At 69.3% G+C, this 14687-nt stretch carries 16 protein-coding genes; 9 read left to right on the forward strand and 7 right to left on the reverse strand.

Features of this window, described 5'->3' with window-relative positions; genetic code table 11:
* Positions 1-187: 187 nt before the first annotated feature.
* A complete protein-coding gene (locus MCHUDSM44219_RS18190; RefSeq protein ID WP_048419736.1) occupies positions 188-874 on the reverse strand; it encodes a GAF and ANTAR domain-containing protein in 687 nt (228 codons plus the stop codon).
* Positions 875-1068: 194 nt separating this feature from the next.
* Between MCHUDSM44219_RS18190 and MCHUDSM44219_RS18195 the strand changes: the two genes are divergently transcribed.
* Genes MCHUDSM44219_RS18195 through MCHUDSM44219_RS18210 form a run of 4 tightly spaced genes read left to right on the forward strand, consistent with a single transcriptional unit; the run spans position 1069 to position 5262 of the window.
* Positions 1069-2286 (forward strand): acetyl-CoA acetyltransferase, encoded by a 1218-nt coding sequence (locus MCHUDSM44219_RS18195; protein ID WP_048419737.1) that lies wholly within the window; start codon positions 1069-1071, stop codon positions 2284-2286.
* Positions 2283-3824 carry a carotenoid oxygenase family protein gene (locus MCHUDSM44219_RS18200; protein WP_048419659.1) on the forward strand — a complete coding sequence of 514 codons (1542 nt, stop codon included), beginning with the start codon at positions 2283-2285 and terminating at the stop codon, positions 3822-3824. The genes MCHUDSM44219_RS18195 and MCHUDSM44219_RS18200 overlap by 4 nt, the downstream gene beginning before the upstream one ends.
* Before the next feature lie 26 nt (positions 3825-3850).
* Positions 3851-4705: a winged helix-turn-helix transcriptional regulator gene (locus MCHUDSM44219_RS18205; RefSeq protein ID WP_048419738.1), complete on the forward strand. Its 855-nt coding sequence runs from the start codon at positions 3851-3853 to the stop codon at positions 4703-4705.
* Complete coding sequence (locus tag MCHUDSM44219_RS18210) at positions 4702-5262, forward strand: isochorismatase family protein (protein ID WP_048419660.1); 561 nt, start codon at positions 4702-4704, stop codon at positions 5260-5262. Before MCHUDSM44219_RS18205 ends, MCHUDSM44219_RS18210 begins: the two co-directional genes overlap by 4 nt.
* A 4-nt stretch (positions 5263-5266) precedes the next feature.
* On the opposite strand, the gene MCHUDSM44219_RS18215 is transcribed toward MCHUDSM44219_RS18210, so the two are convergent.
* Complete coding sequence (locus tag MCHUDSM44219_RS18215; protein WP_131722329.1) at positions 5267-6538, reverse strand: diguanylate cyclase domain-containing protein; 1272 nt, start codon at positions 6536-6538, stop codon at positions 5267-5269.
* A gap of 197 nt (positions 6539-6735) precedes the next feature.
* On the opposite strand from MCHUDSM44219_RS18215, the gene MCHUDSM44219_RS18220 reads away from it, so the two are divergent.
* Positions 6736-7185 carry an Hsp20/alpha crystallin family protein gene (locus MCHUDSM44219_RS18220; protein ID WP_048419662.1) on the forward strand — a complete coding sequence of 150 codons (450 nt, stop codon included), beginning with the start codon at positions 6736-6738 and terminating at the stop codon, positions 7183-7185.
* An 84-nt stretch (positions 7186-7269) separates the two neighbouring features.
* On the opposite strand, the gene MCHUDSM44219_RS18225 is transcribed toward MCHUDSM44219_RS18220, so the two are convergent.
* Together MCHUDSM44219_RS18225 and MCHUDSM44219_RS18230 are read right to left on the reverse strand one after the other, a co-directional pair.
* Positions 7270-8730: a sensor histidine kinase gene (locus MCHUDSM44219_RS18225; protein WP_048419663.1), complete on the reverse strand. Its 1461-nt coding sequence runs from the start codon at positions 8728-8730 to the stop codon at positions 7270-7272.
* On the reverse strand, positions 8727-9425 hold the full coding sequence (locus MCHUDSM44219_RS18230) for a response regulator transcription factor (RefSeq protein WP_048419664.1): 699 nt from the start codon (positions 9423-9425) through the stop codon (positions 8727-8729). The genes MCHUDSM44219_RS18225 and MCHUDSM44219_RS18230 overlap by 4 nt, the downstream gene beginning before the upstream one ends.
* 130 nt (positions 9426-9555) lie before the next feature.
* Between MCHUDSM44219_RS18230 and MCHUDSM44219_RS30505 the strand changes: the two genes are divergently transcribed.
* Positions 9556-10269, forward strand: coding sequence for a hypothetical protein (locus MCHUDSM44219_RS30505; protein WP_053081296.1), 714 nt, complete (start codon positions 9556-9558; stop codon positions 10267-10269).
* Positions 10270-10320: 51 nt separating this feature from the next.
* Here MCHUDSM44219_RS30505 and MCHUDSM44219_RS18240 read toward each other — a convergent pair whose 3' ends face one another.
* Both MCHUDSM44219_RS18240 and MCHUDSM44219_RS18245 read right to left on the reverse strand, forming a co-directional pair.
* Complete coding sequence (locus MCHUDSM44219_RS18240) at positions 10321-10914, reverse strand: GNAT family N-acetyltransferase (RefSeq protein ID WP_048419740.1); 594 nt, start codon at positions 10912-10914, stop codon at positions 10321-10323.
* Positions 10911-11357 carry a hypothetical protein gene (locus MCHUDSM44219_RS18245; RefSeq protein WP_048419665.1) on the reverse strand — a complete coding sequence of 149 codons (447 nt, stop codon included), beginning with the start codon at positions 11355-11357 and terminating at the stop codon, positions 10911-10913. The genes MCHUDSM44219_RS18240 and MCHUDSM44219_RS18245 overlap by 4 nt, the downstream gene beginning before the upstream one ends.
* 25 nt (positions 11358-11382) lie before the next feature.
* Here MCHUDSM44219_RS18245 and MCHUDSM44219_RS18250 point away from each other — a divergent pair, with 25 nt between their 5' ends.
* Positions 11383-11829 carry a cupin domain-containing protein gene (locus MCHUDSM44219_RS18250; protein ID WP_048419666.1) on the forward strand — a complete coding sequence of 149 codons (447 nt, stop codon included), beginning with the start codon at positions 11383-11385 and terminating at the stop codon, positions 11827-11829.
* On the opposite strand, the gene MCHUDSM44219_RS18255 is transcribed toward MCHUDSM44219_RS18250, so the two are convergent.
* Positions 11819-12544: a 3-keto-5-aminohexanoate cleavage protein gene (locus tag MCHUDSM44219_RS18255; RefSeq protein ID WP_048419741.1), complete on the reverse strand. Its 726-nt coding sequence runs from the start codon at positions 12542-12544 to the stop codon at positions 11819-11821. The two genes, MCHUDSM44219_RS18250 and MCHUDSM44219_RS18255, sit on opposite strands and share 11 nt — an antisense overlap.
* 211 nt (positions 12545-12755) lie before the next feature.
* On the opposite strand from MCHUDSM44219_RS18255, the gene MCHUDSM44219_RS18260 reads away from it, so the two are divergent.
* Together MCHUDSM44219_RS18260 and MCHUDSM44219_RS18265 are read left to right on the forward strand one after the other, a co-directional pair.
* Positions 12756-13703 (forward strand): cyclopropane mycolic acid synthase family methyltransferase, encoded by a 948-nt coding sequence (locus MCHUDSM44219_RS18260; RefSeq protein ID WP_048419667.1) that lies wholly within the window; start codon positions 12756-12758, stop codon positions 13701-13703.
* A gap of 47 nt (positions 13704-13750) precedes the next feature.
* Complete coding sequence (locus MCHUDSM44219_RS18265; RefSeq protein ID WP_048419668.1) at positions 13751-14647, forward strand: cyclopropane mycolic acid synthase family methyltransferase; 897 nt, start codon at positions 13751-13753, stop codon at positions 14645-14647.
* Positions 14648-14687: the final 40 nt, after the last annotated feature.

The raw sequence follows: 14687 nt of genomic DNA on the forward strand, positions 1-14687 counted from the left end.
GATGACCAAACGCGCTTTCGACACCAGCTGAAACTGGCCGAATCACCTATGCCGATGTCTTGAGACACCCTATTCCGATGTCTTGAAACACCACACTGCCGGGGGCACTGTGTGATTTTTCGCGTCGAGTGTCCGCTTTCTGACGCGTCGTGCGGGTGACGCCGTCACAAACCGTACGTTCGGCGGGTCAGGTACCGCGGGTGTCGATCACCCGCTGGGCGATGTCGGTCAGCTTGGTGTTGCTGTCCTGCGACAGCCGGCGCAGCATGTCGAATGCCGCCACATCGTCGACGTTGTAGCGCTCCATGATGATGCCCTTGGCCTGCCCGATGCGGTCGCGGGTCGACAGCGCCGACTGCAGCTGCTCGTTCTGCCGGCTCGCCATGATCGCCGCCGCGGCATGGGCGGCCAGAATCGCCCCGATGTTCTCGTCCGGGGCGCCGAAGGAGTTCGGTTCTTGCGCGAACAGGTTGAGGGCGCCGGCGGTCTGGTCGGTCGTGTACAGCTTGAACGACAGGCCGCTACGCACACCCAACTCGGCGGCCGCGGCGGAATACCGCGGCCAGCGATTCTCGGCGGCGAAGTCGTCGGACCGCACGATGAACTCGTCGAGGGCGGCCTGCAGGCAGGGCCCTTCCTTGAACGTCATCTGCAGCCGGTCGAGCTCATGCGGCAGTTCAGAGGTGCCGGCAACCGACTCGAAGCGGCCCGCCTTGCCCACGAAGAGGATCCCGGCCGCGTCGGCGCTCGGGATGAGTTCCATCACCTCGCGGGTGACGTCGTTCAAGACATCGTCGACACTGCGGGGCGCTGCCACCGCCCGGGCCAGCTCAGCCATTCGCTGCGCGAGCTCCTGATTGGTCGACCCCGTCATGACCCTGATGATTCCCACATCGACGGAACCGTACACCGGGCGGGGTTTGCCCTGCTGACTTGCGGGCAATGCAGGCCCGCAGACAGGTGCCTCGGTCGACCAAGGCCCCTGTTAGGTCTCGTCGGTTCAGACCTGCAGCCGACGAGACCGCACTTGCTCCCAGTCACTCCGTTAGTTGTAGTAGCGTGCCGAAGATGAGCGCACCCGGTGTGTGGATCCTCGGCGGGTACCAGAGCGACTTCGCTCGCAACTTCGATCGGGAGGGGCTGGACTTCTCGGGCCTGACGGCCGAGGTCGTCGACGCGACGCTGGCCGCATCCCGGCTGGACGCCGCCGATATCGGTGTCGTCCACGTGGCCAACGCCTTCGGTGAGCTGTTCGCCCGGCAGGGCCACCTCGGCGCGATGCCGGCCACCGTCCACGACGGCCTGTGGGACGTGCCTGCGACCCGGCACGAGGCGGCGTGCGCTTCGGGCAGCGTTGCGACTCTGGCCGCGATGGCCGACCTGCGCTCGGGCGCCTACCGCACCGCCCTGGTGATCGGGGTGGAGCTGGAGAAGACGGTGCCCGGTGACGCAGCGACCTCGATCCTGGGCACCGCGGCGTGGACGGGCCACGAAGGTGCGGACGCGAAGTACGTGTGGCCGCACATGTTCGAGACGGTCGCAGCCGAATACGACCGGCGCCACGGCCTCGACGACACCCATCTGCGGGCGATCGCGGCCCGCAATCTCGCCAACGCGCGCGCCAACCCGAACGCGCAGACCCGCACCTGGGCCGTGCCCGAACCGCTGACCGACGACGATGTCAGCAACCCCACCATCGAGGGCAGACTGCGCCGGTTCGACTGCAGCCAGCTCACCGACGGCGGCGCAGGCGTGGTCCTGGTCACCGACGACTGGCTGCGCGACCATCCGACCGCGCGACCGCTGGGCCGCATCGACGGCTGGGGGCACCGCACCGTCGGCCTGGGCCTGCAGCAGAAACTCGACCGCTCAGCCGGTCAGCGCTATGTCCTGCCCCATGTGCGCTCGGCCGTGCAGGACGCGTTCGATCGCGCGCAGGTGCGCCTCGACGACATCGACGGGTTCGAGGTGCACGACTGCTTCACCCCCAGCGAGTACCTCGCCATCGACCACATCGGGCTGACGCCGCCGGGCGAATCGTGGAAGGCCATCGAGAGCGGCGACATCGACGTCGACGGCAGGTGCCCGATCAACCCCAGCGGCGGTCTGATCGGAGGCGGCCATCCCGTCGGCGCGTCAGGAGTCCGGATGCTGCTCGACGCCGCGAAACAGGTGAGCGGAACCGCCGGCTCCTACCAGGTCGACGGGGCACAGACGTTCGGCACCCTCAACTTCGGTGGCAGCACCGCCACCACGGTCACCTTCGTCGTCGGGAGTCACCCATGAGCCTGCGTACCCATCCGGAGATCGTCGCCACCTACCTGTCGACGCTGCCGGCCGATGACGACCACCCCTACCGGACCGGGCCCTGGCGGCCGCAGACCACCGAGTGGGACGCCGACGATCTGACCGTGGTCGCGGGCAGCATTCCCGACGACCTCGACGGCGTGTATCTACGCAATACCGAGAACCCGCTGCACCCGGCGCTGAAGAACTACCACCCGTTCGACGGTGACGGAATGTTGCACATCGTCGGCTTCCGCGACGGAAAGGCGTTCTACCGCAACAGGTTCGTCCAGACCGACGGCTTACGCGAGGAGAACGCGGCGAACGGCCCGCTGTGGCCCGGCATCGCCGAACCGATCGAGTTGTCCCGCCGCGACTACGGCTGGGGCGCAAGGACTTTGATGAAAGACGCGTCGTCGACCGATGTGATCGTGCACCGCGGCGTCGCGCTGACCAGCCACTACCAGTGCGGCGACCTCTACCGCATGGACCCGTGCACCGGCGACGCGCTGGGCAAGGAGGACTGGAACGGCGGCTTCCCGTCCGACTGGGGAGTGTCGGCGCACCCGAAGGTCGACGCCCGCACCGGGGAACTGTTCTACTTCTCCTACAGCAAGCAGGCGCCGTATCTGCGCTACGGCGTGGTGAGCGATTCCGGGCAGGTGGTGCACACCGTGGACGTCGAGCTGCCCGGCCCGCGACTGCCCCACGACATGGCGTTCACCGAGAACTATGTGATTCTCAACGACTTTCCGCTGTTCTGGGAGCCCTCGCTGCTCGAGCACAACGTGCATCTGCCGCGATTCCACCGCGACACCCCGTCGCGGTTCGCAGTCATCCCGCGCAGGGGCGACGTCTCCCAGATCAGGTGGTTCGAGGCCGACCCGACCTACGTGCTGCACTTCCCCAACGCCTACGAGGACGGCGACGAGATCGTGGTCGACGGCTTCTTTCAGGGCGATCCCGAGCCGGCCGACAACGGCATGGGGAACAAGTGGCAGCGCGCCTTCCGGTTCCTGGCGCTGGACCGGATGCAGGCGCGGCTGCACCGGTGGCGGTTCAACCTCGTCACCGGCGAGGTCCGCGAAGAGCAGTTGTCGGACAGCATCAGCGAGTTCGGCATGATCAATCCCGACCACGCCGGCCTGCGCTACCGCTACACCTACGCCGCGACGGGCAAGCCGGCCTGGTTCCTGTTCGACGGGCTGCTCAAACACGATCTGCACACCGGCCGCGAGGAGCGCTTCGCGTTCGGCGACGGCGTGTACGGCAGCGAGACCGCGATGGCGCCCCGGACCGGCGGCGGTGCCGGCGATCGCGCCGAGGACGACGGCTACCTCGTCACGCTCACCACCGACATGAACGCCGACGCCTCCTACTGCCTGGTGTTCGACGCGGCCCGCGTCGGCGATGGTCCGGTGTGCACCCTCGCACTGCCGGAACGGATCTCGAGCGGCACGCACTCGACGTGGGCACCGGGGGCGGACCTTCCCCGGTGGCGCGAGACCGACTCCGCGGCCGCCGCGATCGGCCTGTGACGGGCGGTCCGAACGCCGTCGCCCGGATGCTCGGAACACTCGGTGACGAGTGGACCCTGCTGATCATCCAGCAAGCGCTGCTGGGCGCCACGCGGTACGGGGATTTCAGCGACGCGCTCCCGGTATCACATTCCGTGCTGTCGGCGCGCCTGCGTTCCCTGGTCGATGAGGATCTGCTGACCCGCCGCGAGTACCAGACCAGGCCGTCGCGTGCCGAGTACCCGGTGACGCCCAGGAGCCGGTCGCTGTGGCCGATGCTGACCTCCATCTGGGAGTGGGAGCGCACCTGGGTCACCGAGCACGTGACGTCGCTGCCCGCGATGCGGCACGCCTCGTGCGGCGCCGACTTCTCTCCTGTGCTGACCTGTCGCGCCTGCGACACGCAGGCGACCGAGAAAGACGTTGTGGCGCAGTGGGGTCCGAGTGGTTCCTGGGCCCGGTCCACGCCGTCGACGACCCACCGGCGCAGGTCGGGTGAGCGCCGTCTCGGCGCGGGCGCGGTGTTCCCGCAGACGATGAGCGTGATCGGCGACCGGTGGGGCTTCGCGCTGCTGGTGGCCGCGTTCGTCGGGATCGACCGGTTCACCGATCTGCAGACCGAGCTGGGCGCCCCACCCGGAACCATCGCCCACCGACTCACGACGTTCACCGCCGATGGGATACTGCACAGCACCGGAGGCCGGTACCGGCTGACCGAGAAGGGCCGCGCGTTCTTCCCTGTGCTGGTGTGTGCGCTGGAGTGGGCGCAGCGCTGGTATCCCGACCCCGAGGGCACCGCGGTGCTGCTGACCCACCGCGGGTGCGGGCGGCGGTTCCACCCCGCCCTGGTGTGCGATCAGTGCTGTGTTCGGCTGCGCGGATCCCGGATAATGACGGCATGACCACGCTCGAAAACCGTTCCGCCACCGCCCTGCTGGTCGTGGACGTGCAGAACGTCGTCGTCGACGGCGCCTACCGGCGAGACGCCGTGGTGGCCAACATCGCCGATCTCGTCGAGCGCGCGCGGCGCGCGGACACCCCGGTGGTGTGGGTCCGCCACCACGACGACGGGCTCCCCTACGGCAGCGACGGATGGCACATCGTGTCCGAGCTGTCTCCCGCCGATGGCGAGCCGATCATCGACAAGAGCTACGGCGACGCGTTCGAGGACACCCCGCTGGAGCAGACGCTGGCCGACCGGCGGGTCGGCCGCCTCGTGGTGACCGGCGCGGAAACCGATGCCTGCGTTCGCAGTACGCTGCACGGCGCGTTCACGCGCGGCTACGACGTCGACCTCGTGGCCGACGCGCACACCGCCGGCGACAAGACCGCATGGGGCGCGCCCCCGGTTCCGGCTGTCATCGACCACACCAACCTCTACTGGGCCCATCAGGCCGCGCCCGGCCGGACCGCCGGCGTCGTCGCGACGATCGAGGTCGACCTCGGCGGGCGCGAGTGACCAGTCAGCGCCGGCGGCTCTTGTGCCGGTACATCTCGGCGTCGGCGGCCCGCAGTAGCGATTCGACGTCGTCGGTGACCGCCTGGGCGTAGCCCACCGATGCGGCGAGCCGCACCGGCGTGGTCGCGGTCTGGTACGGCGCGGACAGGTCGAGCGCGACGCGGCGGACGAGCGCAGGCCGGCCGGTGGAGCCCGGAGGCACGGGCATCACGACCACGAACTCGTCGCCGCCGAGGCGGTAGGCGCTGTTGGGCGGCTCGACGAGCGAGGCGAGCCGCTGTGCGGCGGAGGTGAGGACGGCGTCGCCGACGGCGTGACCGTGCACGTCGTTGACGAGTTTGAAACCGTCTAGGTCGATGAAGAGCACGCCGATGGGCTCGTCCGGGGACTCCGCGTGGTGCCACTCGAGGCGCTCCACCAGCGCGCGCCGGTTCGGCAGTCCGGTCAGCTGATCGGTGACCGCGAGCCGGGCCAGTTCGACCTCGGCGGCTCTGCGCGCGGTGATGTCCTGGAACTGGGCAACGGCCACGTCCTGTCCGTTGCGCGCCGCCGGCACCAGCACGAGGTCCCGCTGCAGCCACACCGCTGTGCCGTCGGCCCTGAGGTATCGCCGTTCCGACGACAGATGCGGCGTTGTCCCGTTCACCAGCGCGGTGAACTCCGCCTCCCCCGACTCGAGGTTGTCGGGATGCACGAACCGGCGGAAATCGCCGCCGACAAGTTCCGGCTCGGTGCAGCGCATCAGCGCGCAGAAGGCCGGATTGGCCTGCAGCACAATGCCGGCCGTATCGACCACCACGGTGCCGACCGGCGCGTGCGCCATGCTGATCTCGAACAGTCGCACGGCCTCGTCGCGTGTCCGTTCCGCCTCCACCCGGGCCGTCACGTCGGTGACCTGGACGACGAAGCCGCGAACCTCGTCGTCGACGATGTCGGGAACGTAGGACGCCTGCGTGTGCCGGGTCATGCCGTTTTGGTCGATCAGTGTGCGCTCGAAGAGTTGCTCCCGGCCGGCCAGCACGCCGTCGATGTGGGGCAGATTCAGGGCGTAGACAGCCTCGCCCAGCACGTCTCTGATGTGCCGACCCCGGATCTGATCCGGGGTCATCCCGAAGTATTCGACGTACGCGGCGTTGGCGATCACATTGCGGCATTCGTGGTCCCAGTAGCCGACCAGCGCAGGGAGGCTGTCGATGAAGCGGCGCAACTGAGACGTCTCGTCGGATCCCTCGAGCGGCGCCCCGGTCGCGGGATCCGCGACGACGTCTCGTTGCACCACTCCTCTGTAACGCAGTTCGCTGCGCGAAGGGAGGGCCTTTGGACCCTCATCCCTCGCCGGCTCTGTGGAAACCGGAGAAATTCGTCCGAAAGTTCTTGGCACTCTCAGATGTCGAGTGCTAATCTCGCTGGTGCACAGTGATTTAGTCGCCCGCCAGGGTGGCGGGCCCTGAGTGACGTAGGAGGTGGATTACTGTGCTCCGCTTTGATCCGTTCAGTGACCTTGATGCGTTGACCCGGGGCTTGCTGAGCAGCCAGACCGGATCAAATCGCGTTCCGCGTTTCATGCCGATGGACCTCTGCAAGATCGACGACCACTATGTGCTCACCGCCGATCTGCCCGGCGTCGACCCCGGTTCGGTCGACGTCAACGTCGACAACGGCACGCTGACGATCTCGGCCCACCGCACGGCGCGGTCCGATGAATCGGCCCAGTGGCTCGCCAACGAGCGCTTCTTCGGCGGCTACCGCAGGCAGCTCTCGCTCGGCGACGGCATCGACACCGGCGCGATCTCGGCGACCTACGAGAACGGCGTGTTGACGGTGACCATCCCCGTCGCGGAGCGCGCGAAGCCCCGCAAGGTGGAGATCACCCACGCGGGCTCCCAGGCGTCCATCTCGCCGACCACGGTCGACGCCGAATAGTCCGACGGCTCCGCCGGTGCGGCCCAACCGGATTCGCCGGTTGGACCGCACGGCGGGCCACCCGATGCCGGCAACCACAGCAGATCAGCCGCCCCCCGCCGGCTGGCGCAGCGGCAGCGTCAGGACGAACCGTGCCCCAGGCCGGTGCGGCACGTTGACGAGGTCGCCGCCGTGCGCCCGCGCCAAGGCCCGGGCGATGGGCAGGCCGAGTCCGGCGCCGCCACGATCACGGTCGCGGGCTTCGTCGAGGCGGACGAGCCGTTCGAAGATGTGGTCGCGCTGATCGTCGGGCACCCCGGTGCCCGTGTCCGTGACGGTGAGGACGGCGCGACCGCCGACCGCGCGCGCATCGATCGCGACGGTCCCGCCCGGGGGTGTGTGACGGCGGGCGTTGTCGACGACATTGGCCAGGATCTGCGCGATACGCAGAGGATCGGCGAGCACCGGCAGCGTGGTGTCGCCGCTGCGCCGGATCTCCAGTCCGGGGGCCAGGACGGCGCTGCGGTCCCGCTCGGCATCGGCGAGAGCCGCCAGGTCGCACGGCTGCAGATCGAGCGGCGAGCCGGCGTCGATGCGGCTGAGGTCGAGCATGTCGGCGACCAGCCGCCCGGCCCGGCGAGCCTCGCTGAGCACGAGTTCGGCGCGGTGTCGCTGCCGGTCCGACTCCGGGTCGTCGCGCTGCACGGCCGAGGAGACGATCTGGTCTGCCGCGGCGAGGATCCCGGCGATGGGCGTGCGTAGCTCGTGGGCGGCATCGGCGAGGAATCGGCGCGTCGACGCCTCAGCGTGTGAAGCGGCCTGCGCCGAAGTGTGCGCCCGGTTCTCGGAGTACTCCAGTGCGTCGACCATGGTGTCGAAAGCCTGTGCCGCGCGGCCGAGTTCGGTGCCCGGTCGGTCGGGGCGCATGCGGCGGCCGCGGTCGCCCGCGGCAATCGATTCGGCGACGTCGGTCAGCCGGGTCAGCGGCAGCATGGTGGTGCGGGCGATCAGCGCGACGCCCACCGCGGTGATGACGAGGACCGCGATCCCGGCGACCACCATGAGGATGCGCAGTTGCCGCAGCAGGGCCGACGTCGCGGTGGTGTCGGCCACCAGGATCAGCCGGCTGCCGTCGGGCAGAACGTGGTCGACGGCCGTCGCGGTGGCGTCCGGAGGTGGCGGCGGGCGAGGTCCGTCGGGCCGTCCGGGACCCCGGTCGCGGCCCGGCGGGCGGGGCGGAGGCGGCGGGGGGACGTCCTGGCCGATCACGATGTCGGGGTTGATCGCCGGGTCGCCGTAGCGCTCGCCGTCGGCGGTCACGACTGCTGCACGGATGCCGCCTCCGTCGACTTCGGCGGCCCATTGCCACGGCGGCGCGCCCGCCCGGGCCAGGGCGTCGACCCGGCTGACGCCGGCCTGCAGACGGTCGTTGAGATCCCGCCGGGCCTGGGCGCCGATCAGCAGGTCGATGACGACGCCGAGCACCACGAGCAGGACGGCGAGGAAGGCCAGCACGGCGATCACCACTCGGCGCTGCAGCGACGGCGTCGCGGTGGTCGGGGTCACCGGGCCGGGGCCTGCAGTCGGTAACCGATGCCGCGCACGGTGTGCAGGATCCGCGGACCGTGCGCTTCCATCTTGCGACGCAGGCTGCTGATGTGGACGTGGACCAGATTGTCGTCGTAGGAGGCGTACCCCCACACCGCGTTGAGGATCTGGTGGGCGCTGACGATGCGCCCCCGCTGGTCGAGGAGGAAGTCGAGAAGCCGGAACTCGGTGGCCGTCAACTCGAGCCGGGTGCCGGCGCGCGACGCGACGCCGGCGCCGCGGTCGACGACGAGGTCACCGGTCTGCACGGTGGCGGGCAGGCGGCCCCGGCGACGCAGGACCGCGCCCACGCGGGACACCAGCTCGGGCAACTCGAAAGGTTTGACGACGTAGTCGTCGGCGCCGCCGTCGAGGCCGCGCAGCCGGTCGGGGAGGCCGTCGCGGGCGGTCAGCATGATCAGCCCGACGTCCCCCCACTGCCGGATGACGTCGGCGAGGACGAACCCGTCGCGGCCGGGCAGCATGATGTCCAGGATGACGAGGTCGGGCCGGTAGCCGTCGAGCGCCTGCTCGAGGGCCTCGCCGTCGACACGGCCTTCGGCGGCGTACCCGGCGGACGCGAGGGCGTCGACGACCATCTCCCGGATGGCGAGGGAATCCTCGACCACCAGCACGCGCGCCGGGGCGCGGTCGGTGTCAGCGGGTGCGGCCATGGGTCCATTCTGGCCGGGACCGCCTGAAGCCAATCTGAAGACTTCGCTGCGGGCGGCGTTCTTCAGGTTGGCTTCATGACCGCGCTCTAGCGTCGCGATCGGTTCACGTTCCGACGACGAAAGAGTTCTCATGGCCAACGATGAACGCCCGCAACACGATCCGGCGGACGACAACAACACCGACGACATCCACGAGACCGACCGCATCTCCGCATCGCAGCCGTACTCTGCGGAACCCCAGTACGCCGCACCCGCAGCCACTCCGGTGGCGGCCGAGGAGAAGAAGGGACGCTGGGCGTCCGTGCGGGAGCCCGCTCGACGGCACCCGGTCGGTGCGGCCGTCGGTGCCGCCGCGGCCGGTCTGGTGATCGGGTTCCTCGGCGGCACGTTGTTCGACGCCCACCCGACGATGTCGCTGTCGGTCGGCACCGCGTCCGTCGCGCAGCCGGCGCCGCCCCTCCCGGCTGGCCCGGGCTGGGGTCCCGACGGGCCGAGCGGCCCCGGTGGACCCGGCGGTGGCCGCGGATGGGGTCCCGACGGGCCGGGACGGCACCACGGACCCGGCGGTCCGGAAGGCCCGGGCGGTCCCGGTGGTCCGGAAGGCCCCGGTGGTCCGGGCCGCGGTCCGGATGGCGGCCCCGGCGGTCCGGGTGGGCCCGATCGTCAGGGTCCTCCCCCGCCACCCCCGGGCGGACCTGGAGGCCCCGCAGGCCCCGGTGGGCAGGCCCCTCCGCCACCGCCGGCCCAGGGCGGCCCCGCCGGCCAGACACCCGGATCCGGGCAGGCGCCCGCCCCGAGCACTGCGCCGTTGCCCGCCGAACGGGGCGCCACTCCGCAAGCCTGACGTCGTCGCACCCGGGTGACGCATCGCCCCGGCGTGAGCGCCGGGCCGTCGCTACGTGCGGTCCAACCGGAATCGCAGGTTGGACCGCACGGCCGGCCACTCGATGTCGAGGATCGAGTACACCACCGTGTCGCGCCGCGAGCCGTCGGGCAGCAGCTGATGGCTGCGCAGGATGCCGTCGCACTTTGCGCCCAACCGTTCGATCGCCGCACGGCTGGTCGCATTGAAGAAATGGGTACGGAATTCCACTGCGACACAGCCCAACACGTCGAAGGCATGGCCCAGCATCAGCAGTTTGGTCTCGGTGTTGACGCCGGTGCGCCGAGCCGCGGCGCTGTACCAGGTGTTCCCGATCTCGAGCCTGCGGTTGGGGCCGTCGACGTTCATGTAGCTCGACGAGCCGATCATCGCGCCGTCGAGGCCGCGCACCACGAACGTCAGCCCGGTCTCGGGCGTCTGCACCGCCAATCGCGTCCGCAGCCAGTCCGCGGCCGCACCGGCTTTCGGCGCACCGGTGTACCAGAGGCGACCGAGTTCGCCATCGGCCGCGAGCGCTTCGATCTCCGCGAGATGATCGTCGCGCAGGGGTTCCAGCGTCACCCAGCGCTCCCCCGCCAGCGTGACCGGTTCGACGAAGCCGCTCACCGGACCCTGCCGGTGGTCGGCACCGATCGCGTCCACGCCGCCAGCATCGTCCACACCGACAGCAGCGCCGCGGCCACCGCGACCCCGCCGGCGACGTAGAGGCCGTAGCCCGCCGACACCGGTGGATACACGTAGAGCCGGTAGTACCAGAAGGCGAGAACCACCAGGATCACCGAAATCGCCAGCGCGACAGTCGAAGCCATCCGGGCCGAGATGTCGCGTGCTGCCATCGCGCCGGCCACCACCAGCGACGCCGCCAACAGCACGACCAGCTGACCCACACCGAAGCCCGGCGGCGGGACCGGCATCACGCCCGCCACGCCGCCGATCGCGTTGGCCCGGCCGCCCCCGTCGGCCGACGACGTGAGCCAGGGCAACCAGGCGCTCACGGCCACGACCAGCGCACACAGCGCCACCAGCCAGCCGGGACGGGCGCGAGACATGGGCAAAGACTACTAGGGTGGGCCGATGAGCGATCTCCCCGAATGGGCGCGTCGGCTGGAGCTTTCCCCGCACCCCGAGGGGGGCTGGTACACCGAGACGTGGCGCAGCGACCTGACGGTGCCGGAGTCCGCTCTGCCGCCGGATTACTCGGGCAGCCGCAACGCCGGCACGGCGATCCTCTTCCTGCTCATGCCAGATCAGCAGTCGGCGTGGCACACCGTGCGCAGCGCCGAGCTGTGGCTGTACCACTCGGGCGGCCCGCTGCTGCTCGAGGTCGGCGCCGAGCAGGACACCGCGACCACTCATCTGCTGGGCGCCGACATCATGGCCGGAGAGACCCCGCAGTACGTGGTGCCGCCCGGTCACTGGCAGCGCGCCCGTCCGCGTGACGACCAACCCTGTCTCGTGAGCTGCGTCGTCGTCCCCGGCTTCGACTTCGCCGATTTCGCGCTCGGCGCGCCTACCGACTGAGCAGCTCGACCGCGGCCGACACCAGGGCCGCATTCCCGTCGGCGCGGGAACCGTCGGGCAGCGCCAGCGTGTCCTCCATCCCGATCCGCGCCTGCAGCCCCCGCACGCCCGCGTGCCGGAGCAGCGGCCAGCAGCTGTCATCGAGCCCGTGCAGCAGTACCGGCGCCGGCGAGTCCGCCGCGGACACCAGCGCGAGCACCTCGTCGGCGGTGGCCACGTCACCGTCGGCGCCGAGTTCGACCATCACGCGCAGGCAGTGCGCCGCCACCCCGGACGCGGCCCACGACTGGGCGGCCTCCGCATGGAAGATGCCGGCCTCCACGCCGATGCCACGGCTGAGCAGCAGCTCGGCCAGCTCCGGCGAGCCGGGTTCGTGCCAGTTCACCGACGCGAAGTCGGGCAGCACGGACCAGCTGTCGATCGCGCGCAGTCGCTGCGTCGCATCGGGCAGCGCCCAGTAGCCGGTGGTGACCCCGAGCGGCAACCCCGGCACCGCGTCCCGCACCGCGGCCACCGCGGCCGCGACGTCGGACGCCGACAGCGAATCGACGCCGTCGGCGTTCTTCGGATGCAGGTGCACCGCCCTGGCGCCGGCGGCGTGCGCCGCGACCGCCTCGGCCGCCAGCTGATCGGGGCTCACGGGCAGCGCGGGGTGCTCGTCGGGCGTGCGCGCCCCGTTGATACAAGCCTTGAGATAGATCATCGAGCCGGGCATACCGACCATCCTCGCCCGAACTCGGTCCGATGGCCGATCGAATTCCTCCGCACGCCGCCTGCCGTCGCGCGGCGAGGAAAGGTATGGTCGGCGAAGCCAGTTCTCGTGGCCGGGCGGGTCAGCAGCGTACCCGCGCCGTGCGCCGCAGGTGAATACGAAAAAGGCGGCCTGCCCGAAGGCAGGTCGATGATGACCGCAGAAGGATGGGCGAATGTCGAACACGGAAACCGAGCACCCGCAGGGCGAGGCCCAGTCGAAGTGGCTGTCGAAGTCCGCCGCGGAGACGCGCGGATCCGACAAGCAGGAGGTGCAGTTCCACTACGACATCTCCAACGACTTCTTCAAGCTGTGGCAGGACCCGAACCAGGTCTACAGCTGCGCCTACTTCGAGAAGGACGATTACACCCTCGAGCAGGCCCAGATGGCGAAGATCGACCTGTCGCTGGGCAAGCTCGGGCTCAAGCCGGGCATGACGCTGCTCGACATCGGCTGCGGCTGGGGCGCGACCATCATGCGGGCCGTGGAGAAGTACGACGTGAACGTCATCGGCCTGACGCTGTCGGAGAATCAGAAGGAGCACATCGAGAACCACTGGTTCGCCAACTCCACCAGCAAGCGGTCCATGGAGGTCCGGCTGCAGCCGTGGGAGGAGTTCGAGGGTCAGGTCGACCGGATCGTGTCAATCGGGGCGTTCGAGCACTTCGGTTTCAACAAGTACGACGACTACTTCAAGAAGACGTACAGCTGGATGCCCGAAGACGGCGTGATGATGCTGCACACGATCATCATCCCCGAGGATGAGGAGATCAAGGCCAAGGGACTGCCCCTGACCATGTCGAATGTGCGCTTCATCAAGTTCATCATGGATTACATCTATCCCGGTGGCCGTTTGCCGCTGGCGTCGATGGTGCGCGATCACGCGGTGAAGGCCGGCTACACGATCACCCGCGAGCAGCACCTGCAGCCGCACTACGTCAAGACCCTCGACACGTGGGCGTCGAACCTCGAGAACAAGAAGGACGAGGCCATCGAGATCACGTCCGAGGAGATCTACGAGCGCTTCCTCAAGTATTTGCAGGGCTGCGCCAACCTGTTCCGCGACGGCTACACCGACGTCGCACAGTTCACGTGTGAGAAGCAGGCATTGACGTCGGTGTAGTAATTTGGGCACGTTCGTGACGGAGTCGGATGGAGGTCGGTCGGGGAATGGCTGAGAGTGCGGTGGGTCCGCCCGGGACGGGCAAGGACATGACGCCCCACTTCGAGGAGGTGCAGGCGCACTACGACCTCTCCGACGACTTCTTCGGTTTGTTCCAGGACCCGTCGCGGACGTACAGCTGCGCCTACTACGAGCGTGACGACATGTCGCTCGAAGAGGCGCAGATGGCCAAGATCGATCTGTCGCTCGGCAAGCTGAACCTCGAGCCGGGGATGACGCTGCTCGACATCGGATGCGGCTGGGGGTCGGTGCTCAAGCGCGCGATCGAGCGCTACGACGTCAACGTCGTCGGGCTGACCCTCAGTCGCAACCAGCGCAAGTTCGCCCAGGAGCTGCTCGACGGCATGGACACCGAGCGTTCGCGCCGGATCCTGCTCCGCGGCTGGGAGCAGTTCGACGAGCCGGTCGACCGCATCATCAGCATCGAGGCGATCGAGGCGTTCCCGCAGGAGCGCTACGAGCCGTTCTTCAAGATGTGCAGCAGCGTGCTGCCCAGCGGCGGACGCATGCTGCTGCAGGCGATTCTCGGCCACCCGTTGAAGAAGTGGCCCGAGATGGGTATCCCGATCACGATGACCGACCTGAAGTTCATGCGGTTCATCGCCAAGGAGATCTTCCCGGGCGGATCGGTGCCCGGCGAGGAGAACATCGTCGAGCTGTCCGCGCAGGCGGGATTCACGCTGGAGCAGACGCAGTTCCTCAACAAGGACTACGTGCGCACCCTCGACACCTGGGCCGAGGCGCTCGAAGCCCACCACGACGAGGCGGTGGCCGCCACGTCGGAAGAGGTGTACCAGCGGTACATGAAGTACCTGGTGGGCTGCAGCGACTTCTTCAACCGGGGCGTCAGCGAACTCGGGCAGTTCACCCTCGTCAAGGCCTGACGCGTCAGATTTCGGTCAGAGTCATCGCCGGGCCGCCGGG

This window comes from Mycolicibacterium chubuense, from assembly GCF_001044255.1.
Classification (GTDB): domain Bacteria; phylum Actinomycetota; class Actinomycetes; order Mycobacteriales; family Mycobacteriaceae; genus Mycobacterium; species Mycobacterium chubuense.